The sequence below is a fragment of the Brotaphodocola sp. genome (assembly GCF_050873065.1).
Lineage (GTDB): Bacteria > Bacillota > Clostridia > Lachnospirales > Lachnospiraceae > Brotaphodocola.
Genome location: NZ_JBNMIC010000001.1, coordinates 98,347 through 121,015, shown reverse-complemented (window position 1 = coordinate 121,015; position 22,669 = coordinate 98,347). Strand labels below are relative to the sequence as shown.

Below are 22,669 nucleotides of genomic sequence, written 5' to 3'. Positions count from 1 at the left end.
TTACCCGGGATTACCCGAAATGTTCCCGATTCACATCAAAGTTCACCTGAAGCATCACGGTGAACACGGTTCCGTCGAGGTCACTCTTCACATTGATCGTTCCGCCGTGCATATCCACAATATTTTTTACAATCGCAAGTCCAAGGCCGGTTCCGCCTGTGTGCGTGGACCGTGACTGCTCCACCCGGTAAAACTTTTCAAAAATCAGCGGAAGTTCCTCCGCCGGAATCACATATCCGTAGTTTGTCACCGAAATCTGGACCGTCTCCTCCTGTGCGGTGATCTTGACAATAATCCGTTTTCCCTCTGCACCGTACTTGATCGCATTGTTGATCAGATTGTCAAAAAGTCTCGCAAGCAGATTTCCGTCCGCCGTGATAATCTTTGCCGGAACATTGCTCTGAAGCTCATAGGAAAGCCCCTTGTCCGCAAAATTCGGATAAAATTCCTCGAGAAGCTGTCCCAAGAGCTTCACAATATCCACCTGGGACACATGCATCGCGATTTTTCCGTAATTCATCTTTGTGAAACCGAATAAGTCCTCAATCAGCTTTTCCAACCGTCTCGACTTACTGTATGCAATATCAATATACTTTTTCTGCATCTCCGGCGGGAGCTGTACCTTTCCCGACAGCAGCTCGAGATAACCGATGATCGACGTCAGCGGTGTGCGCAGATCGTGGGCAACGTTTGTGATCAGCTCATTTTTCGTCCGCTCCGACTCCCGCTCCTTGTCCATGAGCTTGCGGATCTCCTCGACCATCTTGTTCAAATTCTCCGCCATCGACGAGAACTCATCGTCCCCGACGACGTCCACAGTCGTATTCAAATCTCCCGCCGCAATGCTGTCCATCGCATCGGAAATCTTTCCCACATACCGGACGGAACGGTCCTGAAGCATCAGAAACGTGACGGAAAACACGAGAATTCCAATCAGCAGATAGCCCAGCACAATGATCACATCCGACTCTCCGATCATGTCGAGCAGGGCATTCTCCCACTCCGATTTTTTCGCATATCCTGCCAGCATCGTCAGATTTGTCACGAGAAACATCTCCACAAGACAGGCGAGAATCGTGCTGTATACAATATTCGCAATCATCCTCGTCTGATAGCGATGCGAGAAATCCTGTCGGCTGTTCTTTTTATTTTTCAATTTTGTATCCTACCCCCCAGACGGTGGTGATAATTTTATCCTGACGTTCATCTTCCTTCATCTTGCCGCGCAGACGACGGATATGTACCATGACGGTGTTGTTTGCCTCATACACCTTCTCATTCCAGACCTTTTCAAAAATCTCATCCGTGCTGAACACCTTGCCCGGATTTGATGCCAGAAGATACAGAATATCAAACTCGATCGGCGTCAGCTTGACTTCCTCGCCGTACACTGTCACCTTGTGGTTATCCTTGTTGATCGTCAGCCCGCGGATGCTGATCTCATTCTTGACCGTCTCATGCACGGTGCTGTTCGGATTGAACTGCGTGTAGCGGCGAAGCTGGGACTTGACTCTCGCAGTCAGCTCGAGCGGATTAAACGGTTTCACCACATAGTCGTCCGCACCAGTTCCAAGTCCCAGAATCTTGTCGAGATCCGTGGATTTTGCACTCAGCATGATGATCGGGATGTTATTCGTCTCTCGGATCTTCTTGCACATCTCAAGTCCATTCATGCCCGGCATCATAATGTCGAGAAGGCAGAGCTGAATATCCTCCTTCTCGAGAATCTCCAGTCCCTCCTGCGCATTGTTTGCCTTAAACACTTTGTAACCATCGCTGACCAGATAAATCTCCACAAGGTCTGCGATCTCCTGCTCATCATCTACTACCAGAATGCTGGTTTCTGCCATCTCTAGTTTCCTCCCCATACAACCGAATCCCTTCGGCTATTTTCGTCTATAAATTCTATTCTTTTATTCTCTTTATTCTGTTTGGTCCGCACAGTTTCCACACCGTTTCGTTTGCACACGGTATGAATCTGCTGAACACTTACAGTTTAGCATAAAAGACCTGCCTGTGCCTTACTTTTTTCTAACAAAAAGGGGAAGATTTTCCATCTTCCCCTGAATGTACTAAAATGTATGTCACTTATGCCTCTGCCGGAACGAACACTCTCGTATTGTGAATATCCTCTCCTGCGCTCTGTGCCTTTGCAGCGGCAACTGCCTCCTCACAGAACTGGCTCTGCGCCATCACAAGCGTCTTTCCTCTCTTGTCAACCTTCTCGTAAGTTCCGTCCGGCTGCAGGATATGTGCCTTCACATTATCCTCAAGCTGAACCTTGAGAATGTGAATCACCCGCTCTTTGAGCTTCGGATCCTCCACCGGGAACATGATCTCGACACGCTTGTCGAGGTTTCTCGGCATCCAGTCTGCACTTCCCATATAGACCTCTGAGGAACCGTCATTTTCAAAGTAAAAGATTCTCGCATGCTCAAGGAAATTTCCGACGATCGAATGTACACTGATGTTCTCGGAAAGTCCCGGGACTCCTGCACGCAGACAGCAGATTCCGCGCACGACAAGCTCCACTTTCACACCGGCGCAGGATGCCTCATAGAGGTTCGCGATGATCTCCTTGTCGCAGAGCGAATTCATCTTCGCCATGATGTGCGCAGAGCGGCCCTGACGCGCATGTTCGGTCTCTCTTCGGATCATCTTGATAAACCGGCTGCGCAGCCACAGCGGTGCGAGAGACAGCTTGTTCCATGTCGGCGGCTCAGAATATCCGGACAGCATGTTGAAGACCGCAGTCGCATCCTCCCCGTACTGAGGCGCACAGGTCATAAGTCCGCAGTCCGTGTAGAGTTTTGCCGTGGAATCGTTGTAGTTTCCGGTTCCGAGATGTACGTAGCGGCGGATGCCATCCTCCTCTCTTCTCACGACGAGAGTGATCTTGCAGTGCGTCTTTAAGCCGACAAGGCCGTAGATAACATGACAGCCCGCCTTCTCGAGCATCTTCGCCCAGTTGATGTTGTTCTCCTCATCAAAACGCGCTTTCAGTTCGACGAGAACAGAGACCTGCTTGCCGTTGTCTGCCGCCTCCGCAAGTGCCGCAACGATCGGCGAATGTCCGCTGACACGGTAAAGCGTCTGCTTGATTGCGAGCACATTCGGGTCTTTTGCCGCAGATCGCACAAAGTTCACAACCGGATCAAACGTCTCATAAGGATGGTGAAGAAGAATATCGCCCTTGCGGATATTTGCAAAGATGTCGTCATCGTTCATCAGCTCCGGAACCGGCTGAGGCGTGTAGGACGGGGACTTTAAGGACTCAAATCCAGCCATTCCATACATTTTCATCAGGAAAGTCAGATCGAGAGGTCCGTTGATCTCGTAGATGTCTTCCTCCTCGACAGAAAGCTCCCGTTTGAGAATCTTTAACAGACGGCGGTCAACTTTCTCCTCAACCTCAAGGCGGATCACCTCGCCCCACTGGCGCTTTTTCAGCTGTTTCTGAATCTCCACAAGAAGATCCTCTGCCTCCTCCTCATCGAGGGTAAAGTCCGCATTTCTCATGATTCGGAACGGATGCGCACTCACAATGTTGTAATTCAGGAACAGATCCTTCATGTTGCGCTCAATGATCTCCTCGAGAAGAATCACACGGCGTTCCCCATTCTCGCCCTCCGGCAGTTCCACAATACGCGGAAGCACAGACGGGACCTGAACCATCGCAAATTCCAGATCTTTCTCCTTCTCATCGCCCTTTTTCTGCACGAGAGCCGCAATATTTAAAGACTTGTTGCGAATCAGCGGGAACGGGCGGGAGGAATCCACTGCCATCGGGGTCAGAACCGGATAGACATTCTCATGGAAGAAGCGGTCGACGAACTCGCCATCCTTCTCATCGAGATCCTCGTATTCCCAGATTACATCGAGTCCCTGCTGTTTCAGTGACGGAAGCAGGGATCTGCTGTATGTCGAGTACTGGAGATTCACAAGTTCATGTGTCTTCTCCCCGATCTTTGCGAGCTGTTCCTCCGGTCTGAGTCCCGCAATATCCGGCTTCTTGTAGCGCGCATGCACCTGATCCTTCAGAGATGCCACACGGACCATAAAAAATTCATCCAGGTTTGAAGCGGTAATGCTCAAAAATTTCAGTCTCTCAAACAGCGGAATTGACTTGTCTCTCGCCTCATTCAGAATACGGAAATCAAATTCCAGCCAGCTTAACTCACGGTTCACATAATTTTTCGGATCCGTGTAGTCCTGTTCTGCGATCTCTGCCCTGACACTCTTGTCTGTCTTTTCTGCTTTTTCTGTTTTTTCGGTTTTCACCAGTTTTTCGGTTTTTGCGGTCTTCTCTGTCTTTGCGGTTTTCTCCGCTTTCACACTCTTCTCCGCTTTCTCTGTCTTGTCTACCTTATCTGTCTTGTTTGCCATCTTCATCTCTTATACCTTCTTTTTCTGACGGAGCACCGGACGTACTCCAAAAATTTCCTCGAAGAAATCCCCCTTCTCCGCAATGGAAATCGCCTCAAGTGTCACATCCCCGCTGTAATCCGTCGAGATCACAAGCTGATTTTCTCTCACATTCAATTTGCAGTCCGCCAGTTTGTTCAGATGACTGCGGTCCATCGAATTTGCAAGGCGAAGGATCGCGGTCAGCTTTGCAATCATCAGCGTCAGATTCTCCGGATTCACCAGACGGCTGTCTCTCGACGGCTTCGCGGAAACTTCCACCTCATTGTAGCGGAATTTCTGATCGTGATACTTGACCACATTCGCGACGATCTCTCTCTCCACATGGGACAGACCGATGATCTCCGTCGACATGATGATGTTGTATGCACAGTCGAGCGCATCCCTCATCGTCACGAACTTTCCGCACGCATGCAGATTGACGGCAATCTGAAGGAGAAGGCGCTCTCTCGACTTCATTCCATGATAGCGCTTGAGCGTGTCAAACAGCTTCAGCGCCGCATCCTCAACAGCCTGAATGTGCGACATCTGGCATTTATACCGCCGTGCAATGTTTCTCGCCGCCACGATGATATCGTTCGAAAAATCATGGTTGAATTTCAGAAGTTTCTTATCCTCAGCGTACTCTGCCGCCATGCCGTCAACCATGCGGATTCCCGGCACCCAGATCATCTGCGCGCTCGTGATATCAAGCATTCTCTTGTAGATCGCGGCAGTCGGGAACAGCATCTGAGCGTACTCTCCGTTCACATCAAAGGCATCCTCAAGCTGGTTCTTCGTCATCGACGCCAGTTTTGCATAGAAGCGGTCAAACTCCTCCGCCGTCAGCTGTTCTTTCCGCTTTCCCGCCTCCGTCTTGTAATAAAGAGTCAGGATCGGCTCTCCGATTGCAATCACGTTCTTGAATTCCCTGTCCTTCAAGTACATTTTCCGAAACGTCATCAGCTCATTATCCACAAGCTCCGTGACAAGGGAATGTTCCACCTGTGCACTCACCCGGGCATTTGCAAGAAATTCTTTCAGGCGAAGCACACCGAGGGGAAGGCTCTGGGTTGTGACAAGCGCATCCTTGTCAAACAGGGAAACCTGCATGCTTCCGAAACCGACATCCACAATCGCCGTTCCCTGCTGAATAATCTTCTGGAACTCCGTCTCCTTCGCCGCAATCGCCTTGTAGCTGATGAAACGCTGTTCAGAGTTGCTGATAATCTTGACTTCAATGCCTGTCCGCACACGGATCTGCTCGAGAACAATCTGACTGTTTCGCGCCTCACGCATCGCACTCGTCGCATAAGCGCGATAATCTTCCACCTGATATTCCTTCATGATCCGTACAAAATCTTCCAGAACACTGCAGGTTTCCTCTACGAGACGGTAACTGATTTTTCCATCCCGGAATGTATCCCTTCCGAGCGCAATCATATGCTTCACATGATCCACCGCCCGGATTCCGGTCTTATCGGAAATCTCAAAGATTCCAAGTTCTAATTCAAACGATCCCACGTCGATCGCAGCAAAAGTGCGTACCATGGCATTCCCTCCCCGAATAGTTCTAGTTCTAAGGCATCCACTCTGAGTTATTATACATGAAATATTCCGGTACATTGTTAAATCTCTGTAAAATCCATGTAGAAAATGGCAAAGAAATTTAAAAAAACAAATAGTGTTTTCAAGGACGGCTCTGATGACAGGCAAAGTCATGCAAACTCGTTCGCACTCCGGGTTCAACGTAGCGGTGCATAAGGTTGCAAAACACGCAACCTAAGCACCGACGTCTCACACGGGTTTGCATTGACTTGCCCGCCCCATCGCCGTCTGCCAACTTTAAAGTAAAAATAATTCAAGACGATCCATACGTATCTCTTATTAAGGGAACATTGCAAAATTACTTAATAAAAAACTCCAGCCTCTTTCTAAGTAATTTTTCTTTGAATGTCTACTTGTTTGTATATTAGTAATTTCCTAAAATACGCATATTCAACGCCTCTGCAGAGATTCCCTTGAGCGCATTTGCAACGGCTGCATCCTCAAGATTTCCCTCAATGTCAACAAAGAAACGATACTCCCAGTTGCGTCCCGGAATCGGTCTCGACTCGATCATCACCATGTTGACGTGATTGAAGATGAAGTTGCCAAGCATATTGTAAAGTGTTCCGCTCTGGTGCGGCAATTCAAAGCAGAGACTGATTCTTGATGCTCCTCTGCGGTAAACCGGACGGTTTGCAAGAATCACAAAACGGGTTGTATTTCCCTGATTGTTCTGAATCGACGGTTTGAGCACCTTGAGACCATACAGTTTTCCGGCAATCTCACTTGCCACTGCCGCCTGACTCTTATCCTTGTCCTCGACAACCTTGCACGCAGCGACCGCGGTGTTCAGGCAGCTCACCTGACGCCATCCATCCTGTGCATTCAGAAAACGAGAAGACTGCATCAGCGCCTGCGGATGAGAGTAAACTGTGCGAATATCGGAAAGTTCTGCATCCGGAAGTCCCAAAAGGGCATGATTGACCGGAAGAAATGTCTCTGCAACAATATAATTGTCAAATCCGGTCAGAAGATCGTACATATCCACAACCGCTCCGGCAGAAGAGTTCTCAATCGGAAGAACCGCATAGTCGGCGCGTCCCTCAGAGACTTCTCTCATCGCATCCTGAAAACGCTCCACATGGTAGACATTCGCATCCTCCCCGAAAAACTGAAGCGCCGCGCCGTGGCTGTACGCGCCCTCCACGCCCTGATAGACGACACGGACATCTTTCATCTTCAGCGAATCAATCTTCTCAAATCCAAGATCCTCGCCCTTTCCGTGCTCTGCAAGCATACGGTACTGGTAGCGTCTGCTGATTGTCATAATCTGAGAAAAGAGTTCACGGACCGCCGTCTGATTGAACTCCCCATGTGCCATTGATTCCACAGCGTCAAGTTTCTGCTTCTCGCGCTCCCCGTCATAGACTGCTTTCCCGGAAGCCAGTTTCGTCTGTGCCACCTGTCCGCAGATTTCCATCCGGCGCTCAAATAATTCTGTCAGCTGGCGGTCAATCCCATCCAGCTCTCTTCTGCATTCCTGTAAATCCACAATTATGCCCTCCGTATCTTTTGTTCATTTTCCAGCATCTCAAGAATGCGGTTCTGCGCCAGCGCTCCAAGATGTTTCCGGTCTGCCAGAGGCAGCTCTTTTATGTAAATCGGTTCGCCAAATTCAATCGTTACCTTTGACGGACGGATAAACGGCATGTGATTCTCCCAGATGTCTCTCGTTCCGGTAATTGCAACCGGAATGACCGGACAGCCTGATTTCTCCGCAATCTTCATGCTTCCTTCCTTAAACGGAAGCATCTTGATCGGATCCTTCTCCTGACAGCGGGTTCCCTCCGGAAAAATCCAGATCGAAACTCCGGATTTCACCTTCTCGATTCCCTCAAGAATTGTCTTAAGCCCCTCTTTAATGTCCTTGCGGTTTAAAAACAGGCAGTTTGCATTTCTCATCCAGTCAGAGAGAATCGGCCAGGTCTCCATCTCCTTCTTTGCGACAAATCCGGTCAGTCCCGGAACCATCGTATATCCGACGAGAATATCAAAATAACTGCGGTGATTTCCCACATAGAGCACCGCTCCCTCCGGGATTCTCTCCCTTCCTTTGACCGTTATTTTACTGCCGGTCAGACGCAGCAGCATGCGAAACATCGCCTGAACCACTTTCAGACAATATTCCTGCTGTTTTTTCTCATCATTCTTGTAGATCAGGCGCTCTCCGATCAGAAGCGGAATTGCACTCAGAATCAAAAAGGCAATGAGAAAAAAAGCGACAAGAACTAAGCGTATCATAATAAATCCTTTCCTTTTGTTTTTCTGCCAGATTTCAAATTAATCCCATCCCCATCATCGACAGATTTTTCTCGAAAACGCACCCTGGTACAGATAAAAATCCCGTCCAAAAGAACATTTTCTCCATATGAAATCCAGCACCATTTTATTGTTTCAGTATATAGAAAAAGAGAGGCAAAAACAAGTCATCTGCCTCTCTTTTTTGTGATTTGTTCAAACAAAAGTCCCGCGCCAAACCAAAGCGGTGCAAAATCCAGACGGATGAGCCCGTCCACATTTGTCGTCTTTCCGGTATAGTCCCACGGGCAGATTCCCCTTGCCCTCAGAAAACTCCCCGAAAGGTATTCTGCCGTAAAAATCAGAACCATATAAATCATTCCATGGCGAATCATCCGGTCCACGGTGCGAAGATCACTCTCCCCGATCCACTTATCCGCCAGACTTCCGAGCGGTCCAAGAAGAGCCCCGCATCCGTAGATCGGAAACATCAGAAGCGACGTCCGCCCCATCAGCCTCCAGTCGTGATTCAGGATCGATTCCACAGAAGTGAAAATCACTTCCAGACACCATCCCGTAATCCCGCATTTCAAAAAATCTCCCGGTAATCTCTTTATCTTTTCCATGTCCTTAATATGTGACATGGATACTGGTTTTATACGCGTATATTTTTATCCGTCTAAGCTCTGATTTTACATGCTCCTATTTTTAGGTACACTCACATTTCTCATACGTTTATTCTGGAGCCTTCTAAAGCGATACTCACCTATCACTCTCTATCCCTACTTGAACTGGTTTGCTCCCGCCTCATAGTGATAATCAATCTGTGCGAGTTTCTCCTCAACCTCAGCCTGATCGAGATCAAGACTTCTGCACAGCTCCTCCAGAGATGCATAATTATCGCGAAGCTGCGTATTCAAATAACTCATCAACATCACCGGATCTTTAGGAATACTGCTCATTTTTTCCTCCTCTGTATTTTCCAATCGTATTTTAATTCTGTTGTTCTACTATCCATCCCGCCCATAAAGGCATAGGATTTTCGCGCATTTAATATAACTATCCAGCATTTTCACAAACTCTAGTTTACAAGACTTTTATCTCAATGGCAATCTTTTTGTGCCTGTCTCACTTACTACGGCGACGCAAGGCGAGAAAGTACAGGCAAACCCGTGTGAGACGTCGGTGCTTAGATCGCGTATTCTGCGATCTTATGCACCGCTACGTTGAACCCGGAGTGAGAACGAGTTTGCCTGACTTTACTCGCCGGCGGAGCCTAAATTATTCACTCATCATGCAATTTTTCCATCACTCCTCCCCGCTCTTCTTCAGCACCGGCAATCGCCCACGGAAGAACCGTTTCTTGAGTTCCCTCCAGTGAAACGGAATCAGCGGATAGATATAACTCTTTCCGGCAATTGTCCGGTTGAAGACAATCGCACAGACTGAGAGCACGACTCCTATCACAAATCCCCAGATGTCAAACAGACTCGTCAGAATCAGAATCAGCACTCTCATAAACTTGAGCGCATATCCGAGTTCAAAACTCGCCTGACTGTAATTGGCGATCGTGACAAATGCCATGTAGAGCATCGTCTCAGAATTAAACCAGCCGGATTTCACCGAATACTCCCCGAGAACAATGCCGGCAATCACACTCAGCGGAGTCGTCAGCATGCTCGGCGTGTTGACCGCCGCCAGCCGCAGACCGTCAATCGCAAATTCGAGAATCAGAAGCTGAAAGATAAGCGGCACAAAAACCTGATCCGAAAGTTTCGTGAATTCCAGCCATTTCGGAAGACTGTCGGAATGCATCATCAGCAAAAGCCACGTCGGCGTCAGAAACAGACACAGAAACGCCGTCATCATGCGCGAGAGACGCAGATACGTTCCCGTCACCGGCGGAAAGTAATAGTCATCTGCCTCCTCAATAATGTCAAAGACCGAGGAGGGCAGCACCATCGCGGCAGGGGAATTATCCACGAGAATCACAATGTTTCCCTCGAGAATACACGCCGCTGCGGTATCCGGGCGCTCTGAAAACTTAAATTTCGGAAACGGATTGTACCATTTGTGTGGGAAAATTCCCTCTGCAAGACTCTCCTGGTTCATCGTCAGCGCATCCACATGCAGGGACTGAATCCGCTTTCGGATCCGATCAAGAAGATCATCGTCCACCCGTCCCCGCATGTAGCAGACCGCAATGTCGGTGTGGGAGCTCTCCCCGGCAGTCAAAATCTCCATCGTCAGTTTCGGATCCCGGATTCGTCTCCGGATCAAAGCCGTATTGAAGATCAGTGTCTCCACAAATCCATCTCTCGAACCGCGCATCACCTTGTCTTTCTCCGGCTCCCCTACCCCGCGCGCCGGGTAGGTACGGCAGTCGATCGTCAGACACTCCTCATAGCCATCTATAAAGAGACAGGTGACTCCAGAGAGAAGCTGAACAATCATTTCGGTATCCTCCCGGATCAGTCCTGCCTCCCCGTAAGGCACATATTTTTCCGAAAATCCTTTTGCATCGGCAGGCATCTCCTCCGGTTTTATGCTCCACCACGACTGAAGCATCTTCAAAAGTACCTCATCTTTCGTGAATCCATCCACAAAAAACAGACAGGCCCTTCGCCCGCCAAATTCTGCCATCCGGTACACCACATCAAAATTTTTATCCGTCTGGAGCACCCGTTTTAGGTGATCCAGATTCCCTGTCAGATCTGCTGAAAACTCCATCAAATCGCCCTCGCTTTTTTGATTGTTCTTTTTCATTTTTCAAACCCTGGTATCGGTTCCAGTGTGCCCTTTTTTTGATTTTTTTATACATTGCGCAAATAAATCCCAGTTGTGCGCTATGCATTTTTTGCAGTTTTTTGTCGATGATTTTTTCATGTATACAGTATATTGCACAAAACAACATTGACATTTTTGTTCAAAAATGGTATATTATTTTTTGTACGAAGAGAGCGACAATACTGGTTTTCTATTGGGGAATGGTAAGCCAGATAAGAGTTTCCATAATGAAACCCTTTAAGCACCGGATGACCGGCGCTTTTTCTTTCCGTAACTGGTGTGGGGATACCAGAAAAACTATATCATGTAACGGTTTCTGATCGTGAATAGGAGCAGCCTTCTGTGGGGGAGGGCAGCTCCTTTTTTGTTGCATAAAAAGCATAAAAACAGGCAGCATCATAAAAAACAAAAAATCATCCGAAAAATTTGATAAACTCACAAAGAAAAAACACAGGAGGGGAATCATCAATATGACCAATCACAATCAACCTCATAATCAGCCTCAGACTCCATCTCGCAATTCATCCGATAAACCCGACAACTATATCCGCGTGGACGGAAGCAATTTTTCAATCGCCCAGATCAGTGCCTCCGGTCAGTGTTTCCGCATGACAGAGCAGGAAGACGGCTGCTTTCAGGTAATTGCACACGGAAAGCGTCTCCGCTTAAAACAGGAAACCACTACAGCCGCCAGCAACAATAGCAATGACAACGGCAAGATTCTGATGGACTGCTCTGAGAACGATTTTCAGACAATCTGGAAAACTTACTTTGATCTCGACACCGATTACAGCCGTTTTCTGGAAAATATCGATCCGGCTGACACTTATCTCCGGTCTGCCATCTCCTACGGAAGCGGAATCCGAATCCTTCGTCAGGACCTCTGGGAGATGATCATCAGCTTTATCATTTCCCAGCAGAACAACATCCGCCGTATCCGCAAGTGCATCGAAACAATCTGCGCACACTACGGCACAAAATCGGACTGCACAGATTCCTTCTATCTCTTTCCGACACCAGATCAGCTCGCCGCTGCGACAGAGGAAGAACTTCGCGCACTCGGTCTCGGCTACCGGAGCCGTTATCTCGTCGAGACAGCGCGATCGATTGCTTCCGGAAAGATTTCCCTCGATGAGATAAGCCGGATGGACTATGCCTCCGCCCGCGCTAAACTCTTAGAACTGTGTGGCGTCGGAGTCAAAGTCGCTGACTGCATCTGTCTCTTCGGGCTCCATCACCTCGAAGCCTTCCCGGTCGACACGCACATCCGGCAGGTGCTCACCAATCATTACCCGGACGGATTTCCGTTTGAGTCCTATGCCGGATACCAGGGCGTTCTTCAGCAATATATCTTTTATTATGATTTAAAAGGCAACGATTGACGCTTTTCGGATTGTGGATTAAAATACTTTTATGATACATTAAAGAGGAGGAAGTTTTTTCATGGATAAGAAACAGCTTGCGATTGAGAAACACAGAGAATGGAAAGGAAAAATCGAGGTCGTTTCCAGAGTTGACGTGAAGACTCCGGAAGATCTTTCCATCGCTTATACACCGGGAGTTGCAGAGCCCTGCCTTCTGATTGCAGAGGATGAAGAGCGCGCTTACGAATTCACCCGCAAGGGCAATCTCGTTGCTGTCATCACCGACGGAACTGCTGTACTCGGCCTCGGCGACATCGGTCCGTCCGCCGGAATGCCGGTTATGGAGGGAAAATGCGCCCTGTTCAAGGCATTTGCAGATGTTGACGCCTTCCCGATCTGCGTAAATTCCAAGGATGTCGACACAATCGTTCAGACGATTGCCCTGATTTCCAAGAGCTTCGGTGGAATCAACCTGGAGGATATTGCCGCACCGCGTTGCTTCGAGATCGAGCGCAAGCTGAAAGAAGTCTGCGATATTCCGATCTTCCACGATGACCAGCACGGAACTGCCATCGTTGTCGGTGCTGCCCTGCTCAACGCCGTAAAAGTAACCGGCAAGAAGATGGGCGAGCTGCGCGTAGTCATCAACGGTGCAGGTGCTGCCGGCGTTGCAATCGGCAAACAGCTGATCTCCATGGGATTTGGCAACATCATCATGTGCGACATCAACGGAATCATCTGCGAGGGCGACGAGAACTTAAATTCCGGTCAGGAGGAGATCTCCCACATCAGCAACAAGAACAAGGAGCACGGCAAGCTCTCTGACGCCCTCAAGGGTGCCGATATCTTCGTCGGCGTTTCCAAGCCGAAGCTTGTGACCAAAGAGATGGTTGCAACGATGAACAACGGTATTGTCTTTGCAATGGCAAATCCGGTTCCGGAGATTATGCCGGATGAGGCAAAAGAAGGCGGCGCTGCCGTTGTCGGCACCGGCCGTTCCGATTTCCCGAACCAGATCAATAACGTTCTCGTCTTCCCGGGTCTGTTCAAGGGTGTTCTCGCTGTCCGCGCAAAGGACATCACCGAGGGAATGAAGGTTGCCGCTTCCCACGCAATCGCAGCTGTAATTCCAGAGGAAGAGCTGACCACCGATTACGTGATCCCGTCCTCCTTTGACAAGCGTGTGGCACTCGCTGTCGCAAACGCAGTTGCAAAGGAAGCTGAGAAAGAGGGAATCAACCGCATTCCGTACACAGAGATCAAATAAAAATTTACAAAAAAATTCCCTGCACACCATCGCGATGTACAGGGAATTTTTTTACTCAGATTTTCTTGCTCAAATCTCTTTATCTAAAATCTTACAAGACGCACGGCACGGTAAGATTTCTTCACAATTACTTTGCCTCCTGCTCCACTTTCGCAGTCAGTGCGCTTCCATCCTCCGTCGTATCAATCAGGATCGTCTGACCCTCACTGATCTCGCCTTCAAGAATGATTCTCGCTGCAAGAGTCTCCACGTTCTTCTGCAGATATCTGCGGAGCGGACGTGCGCCGTAAGCCGGATCGTAGCCATTGTCCGTGACATAAGCCTTTGCACGGTCAGTCAGCTTGATCGTCAGTTCACGGTCAGCCAGACGCTTGTTGACATCGGCGAGCATCAGGTCAACGATGTGACCGATGTTATCCTTCGTCAGCGGCTTGAACATGATCGTCTCGTCGAGACGGTTCAAGAACTCCGGACGGAAGTGTGCGTGAAGGTCGTTCATCACGAGATCTCTTGCCTCCTGGCGAATCTCTCCGTTCTCGTCAATTCCGTCGAGAAGATACTGAGAACCGATATTCGACGTCATGATCAGAATCGTGTTCTTAAAGTCCACAGTCTTGCCGGTCGAATCGGTGATTCGTCCGTCATCGAGAACCTGAAGCAGGACATTGAATACATCCGGATGGGCTTTCTCCACCTCATCAAAAAGAACAACCGAATACGGTTTGCGGCGTACTGCCTCTGTAAGCTGACCGCCCTCCTCGTATCCAACGTATCCCGGAGGTGCTCCGATCAGCCGTGCCACAGAGTGCTTCTCCATGTATTCACTCATATCGATACGGACCATATTGTTCTCATCGTCAAACAGCGATTCCGCAAGAGCCTTTGCAAGCTCGGTCTTGCCGACACCGGTCGGTCCAAGAAAGAGGAAGGAGCCGATCGGCTTCGTCGGATCCTTGATTCCTGCCTTTGAGCGCAGGATCGCATCCGTCACTTTCTCGACAGCCTCGTTCTGTCCGACTACTCTCTTGTGGAGAACTTCATCCAGATGAAGAACCTTGTTACGCTCACTCTCATTCAGCTTGCTGACCGGGATACCCGTCCAGCGGGAGATGATTCTCGCGATCTCATCGTCCGTCACACTCTCGTGCACAAGACTCAGATCCTGATTCTTCACTTTCTCCTCCTCTGCCTCCAGCTCTTTCTGAAGCTGAGGAAGTTTTCCGTACTGAAGCTCTGCCGCCTTATTCAAATCATACTGCTGCTGTGCCTGAGCGATGTCGCGGTTCACCTGCTCAATCTCCTCACGCAGGGAAGACAGCTTGTCAACGGAAGACTTCTCGTTCTCCCACTGTGCCTTCTTTGCAGCAAACTCATCGTGAAGTTCTGCAAGGTTCTTCTGAAGATCCTCCAGACGCTCCTGACTCAGACGATCCGTTTCCTTCTTGAGCGCAGTCTCCTCGATCTCCATCTGCATGATCTTTCTCGAGAGTTCATCGAGCTCTGTCGGCATCGAATCCATCTCGGTCTTAATCAGTGCACATGCCTCATCTACGAGATCGATCGCCTTATCCGGCAGGAAACGATCCGTGATATAACGGTCAGAGAGAACGGCTGCGGCAACGAGAGCCGAGTCGGTAATCTTTACACCGTGGTAAACCTCATACCGATCCTTGATGCCTCGAAGAATTGAGATCGTGTCCTCAACAGACGGCTGGTCAACCGTAACCGGCTGGAAACGACGCTCCAGAGCTGCATCCTTCTCGATGTATTTGCGGTACTCATCGAGAGTCGTTGCACCGATGCAGTGAAGCTCACCTCTTGCAAGCATCGGCTTTAAGAGGTTGCCCGCATCCATCGAACCCTCGGTCTTGCCCGCACCGACGATCGTGTGAAGCTCATCGATGAAGAGGATGATCTTGCCCTCGCTCTTCTTGACTTCCTCAAGAACAGCCTTCAGACGCTCCTCAAACTCACCGCGGTACTTTGCACCCGCAATCAGGGCACCCATATCAAGGGCAAACAGCTTGCGGTCTTTCAGTCCCTGCGGAACATCTCCGCGGACGATACGCTGTGCAAGACCCTCGACTACTGCGGTCTTACCGACACCAGGCTCACCGATCAGAACCGGGTTGTTCTTCGTCTTACGAGAAAGAATCTGGATCACATTTCGGATCTCGCTGTCTCGGCCGATAACCGGATCGAGCTTCTGATCTCTCGCACGCTCCACCAGATCATATCCGTATTTCTCAAGCGTATCATAGGTTGCTTCCGGGTTGTCGCTGACAACACGCTGGTTGCCGCGGACTGTGGACAGTGCCTGTAAAAAGGCATCCTTTGTGATTCCGTGCTGACGGAAGAGTTCCTTCATCGTTCTGTCTGCGTACTTCATCAGTGCGAGGAAAATGTGCTCAACCGATACATACTCATCGCCCATTCCCTTCGACTCATCTTCCGCATGAATCAGGACTTTATTCAAATCGTTGCTGATGTAGACCTGGCCGCTGCCACTCACCTTCGGCAGACCGGCTACCTTCTGCTCAGCCTCGTTCATAATCAGTTCTTTGCTGATCCCCATCTTGGTCAACAGCTTCAGGATCAGGCTGTCATCCAGCTTGAGGAGACTGTAAAACAAATGCTCCTGCTCAATCTGCTGGTTGCCGTATTCGTATGCCAGCTTTTCACAATTCTGCACTGCTTCCATGGATTTCTGGGTAAATTTATTAATGTTCATACACTCGCCTCCATTCCTCGGTGCTTCTGTTATTGGCTACACGCCCCGCAACCGGAACGTGTTTATCTGTTTGTTTTGTTTGTTATTTTTGTTCTGTCAGTACTATAACACACGTTGTTAGCACTGTCAAGTGGTGAGTGCTAATTTTTTGTGAACATTTTGTGAACTCTATTTATTCCCACTTAGATATTCGATACCAAAAATCATTCCTTACAGATCTTTCACGCTCAGCGCCCGAATCGCATTCAGGATCGCAAGGATCATTACACCGACATCAGCAAAGATCGCAAACCACATGTTCGCAATGCCAAATGCTCCAAGCACCAGGCAGGCAAACTTGATAACCAGTGCAAACACAATGTTCTGGTAAACGATTCCGATGCACTTGCGGGAAATCTTGATTGCCTTTGCGATCTGCATCGGCTCATCATCCATCAGGACAATGTCGGCAGCCTCAATCGCAGCATCCGATCCCATTGCCCCCATCGCGATGCCGATGTCTGCTCTTGTCAGAACCGGTGCATCGTTGATGCCGTCACCGACAAAGGCGAGCTTATCTTTTTCCGGCTTGATTTTTAATAATCCTTCCACCTTTGACACCTTATCAGATGGAAGCAGATCGCTGTAAACCTCATCCAGTCCCAGGGAACCAGCCACCTGTTCTGCCACACGTTTTGCATCGCCGGTCAGCATGATCGTCTTTTTCACTCCGGCCTTCTTGAGTGCCGCAATCGCCTCTCTGGAATGCGGTTTTATAATATCCGAGATCACGATATGACCTGCATACACTCCGTCAATCGCCATATGAATGATGGTTCCGACACTGTGGCATTCATGATAGGAGACATTCAGCTTCTTCATCAGCTTGCCGTTTCCCGCTGCAACCTTTCTTCCGTCTACGGTTGCCACAATTCCGTGGCCGCTGATTTCCTCGATATCTGCCACTCTGCTTCGGTCAATCTTTTTGCCATATGCTTTTTGCAGACTCTTGCTGATCGGGTGGGAGGACGCACACTCTGCAAGTGCCGCATACTCCAACAGTTTCGCATTGTCCATGTTGCTGTGATGAACAGCGCTCACCTCAAAGACACCCTGCGTCAGAGTTCCGGTTTTATCAAATACTACATATTTGGTCTGTGATAAAGTCTCCAGATAGTTAGAACCCTTGATCAGGATTCCCTCCTTGCTCGCTCCCCCGATTCCGGCAAAGAAGCTGAGCGGCACACTGATCACGAGAGCACACGGGCAGCTGATTACAAGGAAGGTCAGCGCTCTGTAAATCCAGATTCCCCACTGCGGATCGACACCCAGAAACAGGATGCGAACCAGCGGAGGAAGAATCGCCAGTGCCAACGCACCATAGCAGACGATCGGCGTATAAACTTTCGCAAATCTGGAGATAAAGTTCTCAGATTTGGATTTTCTGGAACTGGAATTCTCCACAAGCTCCAGGATTTTTGATACCGTGGATTCTCCAAACTCTTTTGTCGTTCTTACTTTCAGCACACCCGTCATATTGATACAGCCGCTGATAATCTCATCGCCTTCTTTTGCATCTCTCGGAAGACTCTCTCCGGTCAGAGCGCTCGTGTTCAGACTGGAATTTCCCTCCACGATAACGCCGTCAAGCGGGACTTTCTCACCCGGCTGCACCACAATGATGCTTCCGATCTCAACTTCGTCCGGATCTACCTTTTCGATCTTTCCATTCACCTCAACATTTGCATAGTCCGGGCGGATGTCCATCAAAGCGCTGATATTTCTTCTGCTTTTTCCCACCGCATAACTCTGGAAAAGCTCACCGATCTGGTAGAACAGCATAACTGCGATCGCCTCATTGTAATCACCGCTCTTCTCATAGATCGCCAGAGCAAATGCTCCCACCGTAGCGACTGCCATCAGGAAATTCTCATCAAAGACCTGACCATTTAAAATTCCCATTCCTGCTTTTCTCAAAATATCATAACCGATGATTCCGTAAGCTACCAGATAACAGGCAAGCTGTGGAATCCCCGTGATGGGAATAAAATGCAGTACAATCAGCATAACCGCTGTAATCAGGATGCGTGTCAGCATCTTTTTCTGTTTCTTGTTCATAATAACGACGTCCTTTCCCACAAAGAATTCAGAATCTCGTTCACGATCAATCTGTTTCCCGACCTGTTCATACTCAATAAAATGTTTCTTTTTCTTCTATTAAACGCCTGTTTAATCGTTATCTTTAAAGAAACGCCCCATTTTCCTCGAGGCGTTTCTCATCTTTTCACCTTTATTAAATCTCAATCTCGCAGTCCGGCTCTACCTTCTTGCAGGCCTTCACAACATCCTTCATGACACTCTTCACGTCCTGGCCGTCCTCGAACTCCACGATCATCTTCTGGGTCATAAAATTCACGGTTGCATTCGCAACACCTGCTGTCTTCTTTGCTGCATCTTCCATCAGGTTTGCACAGTTTGCACAGTCCACTTCAATCTTGTAAGTCTTCTTCATAATAAAAATCTCCTTTTCTTTTTTGTGATTTGTTTTTATTTTTATTAAACGTTTAAATACTTGTTTAATGTTTATGCCTGTATCATATACTCTGTTCTCCAAAAAAGCAAGACCTTGCAAAGCTTTGCTTCTTTTTGGGCGAATAGTATTTCCTTTTGGGCTATTTTGAATTTTTCCTGTGGATTTTCTTGTCTGAAATGCTATAATAAGCGAAACAGTATAATAAATACTTACTTTCCAAAAGGGGGATTTCCGATGAAATCAGATCACTTATCACATGGATGCGATCATATTCACGACCATCTTCACGACCATGTTTCAGAATCAGAACAGACAATGGCTGACATCACAAATACAGCCAATTTTATAAATGTTGCAGATTATTTCAAACAGCTTTCAGACGGCAACCGGCTCCGGATTTTTCTCCTGCTGTGTCACTGCGAAGAGTGCGTCTTTAAAATCTCTGCACTGATGAATATGAGCAGTCCGGCTGTCTCCCACCATCTGAGACAGCTAAAAAGCATCGGGCTAATCACCAGCCAGCGTTCCGGAAAAGAAATGTACTATAAAGCTGCCGACACACCGGAAGTTCAGCTCCTTCACAAAGCGATTGAGGGAATGATGCAGATCACCTGCCCGGGCGATTGATAACTTTGACAAGATTTTAATTGAGAGGGGAAATAACCGTGACAGTTGCACTGACCGCAAACCATCATTTATCAGAGGTTCAGCACCTCCTTGTAAAATCCGGTAAAAAGAATTCCTTGCAGACGTTCACACTTGCTCCCGGCATCGAGCTCTCCTATTATACGATGTACGAGGAGAATTTATCCCTGCATCACCAGCCATTTTCCCATGTCATGGAAATCAACTACTGCCATTCGGGGCGGGTCGGCTGGAAAATGAAAAACGGATTTTCCGTCTACCTGGGTCCCGGCGATTACTCGATCCATACCATGGAAGTCTGTGCTGACTCAAAGCTCTCTCTTCCCAACAAGTACTATGAGGGATTTACGATCTGCATCGATCTGAATATGCTCACGGGTCAGCCACCGGAACTCTTAAAGGATGCCGGCATCACCGGAGAAATGCTGCTAAAGAAATATTGCTCCGGCGACCGGCTCTCTTCTTTTTCGGGAAATGAGGAGACAAACGCGATTTTCGGCGGTTTTTACAATCAGCCGGAGGCTTATGCCTCTTCCTACCGGAAGTTAAAGGTCTTAGAACTCCTCCTGTATCTTGCAAAATCAGAACCCGCCTCACAAAAACATCTTGGCGAATATCAGGCAGAACAGATCGCTCTGATCCGCCAGATTCACAAGCAACTTCTCTCCGATCTTGGAAAGCGCATCACAATTGAGGAGCTCTCAAAACAATACCTGATCAATACGACCACATTAAAGAACATTTTCAAGGCAGTCTACGGCACTTCCATTGCGGCTCACATAAAGGAACACCGCATGGAATATGCCGCCAACCTGCTGCTTGGGACAAATGAATCTGTCGCAGACATTGCAGGCGCTGTGGGATATGACAGCCAGAGCAAATTTACCTCTGCTTTTAAAGATGCGTATCAGGTGACACCGCGGGAATACCGGAAACTGCATACAGACATGGCAGCTGCCCGGCCTCGGTAAGTGTATTTTCATTTTTACCGTTGCTGCGATTCTTGTCCTTATACTTCCCTATGATTTCTCTTCTGCCCCATTCCACTTTAACGCCAGCATGGTCATATCGTCAAACTGCGGCGCATCCCCGACAAAATTGTCCACCGCATGACGGACTCTCCCACACAGATTCTGCATGGAAATCTCTCCGGCAGACGACAGCACTTCTCTCAGGCGATCTTCCCCGAACAGTTCCTCTTTCCGGTTGATCGCCTCCGTCACTCCATCCGTGTAGAGATAGATCACATCCCCGGGAGTGAGTTGGATCGTTCCGCTCTTGTAGCTCATATCCTCCATTCCCGCCAGCACAAACCCCGGTCTGGAACGGAAATACTCAAATTCACCGCGCTTTCCATCTTTCTCTCCATGACAGCCGTGACGAATCAGCGGCGGATTGTGCCCTGCGTTTGCAAACGTCACTGTCCCCGTCTTGATGTCGAGAATTCCCATCCACACCGTCACAAACATATCCGCCTCATTGTTCTCGCAGAGCCTCTGGTTCGCGCACTCAAAAACCTGTTCCACCGGCATTCCGCTCTCCGCAAGATTCTTGATCGTCGTCTTCGCCGTCATCATAAACATCGCTGCGGGAATTCCTTTTCCGGACACATCCGCAATCAGGAATCCGAAACGGTTCTCACCTACAAAATAGAAATCATAAAAATCTCCGCCGACTTCCTTTGCCGCATCCATCTGGGCAAAAATCTCGAACTCCTTTCGCTCCGGGTACGGAGGAAAGATCGACGGGAGCATGGAATGCTGAATCGTGCGCGCAAATTCCAGTTCCTTATCAATGCGTGCTGCCGCCTCTGCAATGTAACCCTTGAGGGCACTCACGGTGGAGTTGATGTCATCGGAGAGCGAGGCAAATTCCCGGTAGTCCCTCACCTGCACCTTTTCCTCTAAATTTCCTCCGGTAATCTCCGCAAGAGAGTGATTGACCTTGCGGAGATTGTCGACCACCAGACGTTTTGTGAGCAGATAAATAAGGAAAAACAGGGACGCAAAGATCAGAACCTCCGTAAACACGGTCATATACAGGGAGATTTTCCGGTAGTACATGACCTCTGACATCGGAAGGTAGGCGATGTAGTAAAGTCCTTTGTATTTGGTATACATGCAGTACGAGGGCGTCCCATAGACCTCAATCTCAAAACAGGTGTCCGCATCCTGCTTCTGACGGTCTCCAAAAATATCTGTCTCCGCCAGGCGTTCTCCCTGTTCCGGTCCGGTCAGGATCACAAGCTGGTCATCACAGACAATCACGCCTCCATTTTTTCCAACTCTCCAGGACGGCGCGTATCCCAATACTTCCTCGACTCCGCCTGCGACCTCATCCACGTCTTTGCAGATATCCTCCAGATTCAGTCTCAGATTTTCCTCGGCCTCGCGCACAGCGATTCCGGACTGCACGCGAAATGACAGCAGACAGGTCACCAGGAAGGCAATCAGCACACAGACCAACAGCCAGAACTGAAACGACAGCGAGAGTTCTTTCTGCTTGGATCTGTGCTCTTTCTGGATCTCCCCGCTCATCAGTCCCGTCACCGCTCCCGCAGCCATAACAATGAGTCCGACTGCCACAATCATAATCACAGAACAGCGGTCTAAAAATGCAAAGGCGGTCTGAAGATTGTCGATATTTGTCAGCAGGATCAACAACATGTGCAAAATCTCTCCCACAATTCCGATTCCCAGACCGTAAATCCACGGAGAACGCTTGTTATCAAACATGATCCATCTAAGCGTTGCCCCAAGAACTCCGCACAAAATAACGGCAAGGCTGCATGCCACTCTCGTATAGTCGCCCGGTCCGAAGAAATACCGGTAAAATCCGCCAATCAAACCAGACAGGATTCCCGCCGGCCCGCCAAACAGAAGACCCGCGCAGAGCGGGGAGGCATCCCTCACATTCACAATCGCATTTCCGATGTCCACACCATGGTCGGTCGCAAACATCGCGCTCAGACCAAAGAGAACTCCGATTGCAGCCTGACGCATCCAGTACGGTTTATTCCCGAATGGCGTTTTCTTGTTTAATAGGTAGCACCCCGCTGAGAGCACAACTGGAATCAGCGCCGACAAAATCAATTTTTCCATTCCGATTTCCTT

17 protein-coding genes are annotated in these 22,669 nt (G+C 48.9%); 4 read left to right on the top strand and 13 right to left on the bottom strand.

Going from position 1 to position 22,669, the window contains the following annotated elements; genetic code table 11:
* Positions 1-10 precede the first annotated feature (10 nt).
* From ACR0QE_RS00530 to ACR0QE_RS00490, 9 genes are all read right to left on the bottom strand, one after another.
* Complete coding sequence (locus ACR0QE_RS00530; RefSeq protein ID WP_432626504.1) at positions 11-1,102, bottom strand: sensor histidine kinase; 1,092 nt, start codon at positions 1,100-1,102, stop codon at positions 11-13.
* A gap of 43 nt (positions 1,103-1,145) precedes the next feature.
* Entirely contained in the window at positions 1,146-1,850 is a 705-nt protein-coding gene (locus tag ACR0QE_RS00525; RefSeq protein ID WP_432626434.1) for a response regulator transcription factor, read from the bottom strand.
* A gap of 238 nt (positions 1,851-2,088) precedes the next feature.
* The gene (locus ACR0QE_RS00520) at positions 2,089-4,386 is read right to left on the bottom strand and encodes an RNA degradosome polyphosphate kinase (protein ID WP_432626433.1); all 2,298 of its coding nucleotides are present in this window, start codon (positions 4,384-4,386) and stop codon (positions 2,089-2,091) included.
* A 9-nt stretch (positions 4,387-4,395) separates the two neighbouring features.
* On the bottom strand, positions 4,396-5,955 hold the full coding sequence (locus tag ACR0QE_RS00515; RefSeq protein WP_432626432.1) for an exopolyphosphatase: 1,560 nt from the start codon (positions 5,953-5,955) through the stop codon (positions 4,396-4,398).
* Between the two features lie 421 nt (positions 5,956-6,376).
* A complete protein-coding gene (locus tag ACR0QE_RS00510) occupies positions 6,377-7,504 on the bottom strand; it encodes a bifunctional chorismate mutase/prephenate dehydratase (protein WP_432626431.1) in 1,128 nt (375 codons plus the stop codon).
* A 2-nt stretch (positions 7,505-7,506) separates the two neighbouring features.
* Complete coding sequence (locus tag ACR0QE_RS00505) at positions 7,507-8,253, bottom strand: lysophospholipid acyltransferase family protein (protein WP_432626430.1); 747 nt, start codon at positions 8,251-8,253, stop codon at positions 7,507-7,509.
* Between the two features lie 185 nt (positions 8,254-8,438).
* Positions 8,439-8,894, bottom strand: coding sequence for a putative ABC transporter permease (locus ACR0QE_RS00500; protein ID WP_432626429.1), 456 nt, complete (start codon positions 8,892-8,894; stop codon positions 8,439-8,441).
* Between the two features lie 138 nt (positions 8,895-9,032).
* Positions 9,033-9,212, bottom strand: a complete 180-nt coding sequence (locus ACR0QE_RS00495) for a DUF4250 domain-containing protein (protein ID WP_432626428.1) — start codon at positions 9,210-9,212, stop codon at positions 9,033-9,035.
* Between the two features lie 346 nt (positions 9,213-9,558).
* Positions 9,559-10,980, bottom strand: a complete 1,422-nt coding sequence (locus tag ACR0QE_RS00490) for a spore germination protein (protein ID WP_432626427.1) — start codon at positions 10,978-10,980, stop codon at positions 9,559-9,561.
* Positions 10,981-11,507: 527 nt separating this feature from the next.
* On the opposite strand from ACR0QE_RS00490, the gene ACR0QE_RS00485 reads away from it, so the two are divergent.
* On the top strand, positions 11,508-12,419 hold the full coding sequence (locus ACR0QE_RS00485) for a DNA glycosylase (RefSeq protein WP_432626426.1): 912 nt from the start codon (positions 11,508-11,510) through the stop codon (positions 12,417-12,419).
* Positions 12,420-12,480: 61 nt separating this feature from the next.
* Positions 12,481-13,668 (top strand): NAD(P)-dependent malic enzyme, encoded by a 1,188-nt coding sequence (locus ACR0QE_RS00480; protein WP_432626425.1) that lies wholly within the window; start codon positions 12,481-12,483, stop codon positions 13,666-13,668.
* 127 nt (positions 13,669-13,795) lie between these two features.
* Here ACR0QE_RS00480 and clpB read toward each other — a convergent pair whose 3' ends face one another.
* The 3 genes from clpB to ACR0QE_RS00465 all read right to left on the bottom strand — a co-directional run bounded on the left by clpB (position 13,796) and on the right by ACR0QE_RS00465 (position 18,890).
* Positions 13,796-16,399, bottom strand: a complete 2,604-nt coding sequence (gene clpB, locus ACR0QE_RS00475) for an ATP-dependent chaperone ClpB (protein WP_432626424.1) — start codon at positions 16,397-16,399, stop codon at positions 13,796-13,798.
* A 210-nt stretch (positions 16,400-16,609) separates the two neighbouring features.
* Entirely contained in the window at positions 16,610-18,496 is a 1,887-nt protein-coding gene (locus ACR0QE_RS00470; protein ID WP_432626423.1) for a heavy metal translocating P-type ATPase, read from the bottom strand.
* Between the two features lie 175 nt (positions 18,497-18,671).
* Positions 18,672-18,890 (bottom strand): cation transporter, encoded by a 219-nt coding sequence (locus tag ACR0QE_RS00465; protein WP_432626422.1) that lies wholly within the window; start codon positions 18,888-18,890, stop codon positions 18,672-18,674.
* A 255-nt stretch (positions 18,891-19,145) separates the two neighbouring features.
* On the opposite strand from ACR0QE_RS00465, the gene ACR0QE_RS00460 reads away from it, so the two are divergent.
* Complete coding sequence (locus ACR0QE_RS00460) at positions 19,146-19,538, top strand: ArsR/SmtB family transcription factor (protein ID WP_432626421.1); 393 nt, start codon at positions 19,146-19,148, stop codon at positions 19,536-19,538.
* Between the two features lie 38 nt (positions 19,539-19,576).
* Positions 19,577-20,527 (top strand): helix-turn-helix domain-containing protein, encoded by a 951-nt coding sequence (locus ACR0QE_RS00455; RefSeq protein ID WP_432626420.1) that lies wholly within the window; start codon positions 19,577-19,579, stop codon positions 20,525-20,527.
* A gap of 48 nt (positions 20,528-20,575) precedes the next feature.
* Here ACR0QE_RS00455 and ACR0QE_RS00450 read toward each other — a convergent pair whose 3' ends face one another.
* Complete coding sequence (locus ACR0QE_RS00450) at positions 20,576-22,657, bottom strand: SpoIIE family protein phosphatase (protein ID WP_432626419.1); 2,082 nt, start codon at positions 22,655-22,657, stop codon at positions 20,576-20,578.
* Between the last annotated feature and the right edge of the window lie 12 nt (positions 22,658-22,669).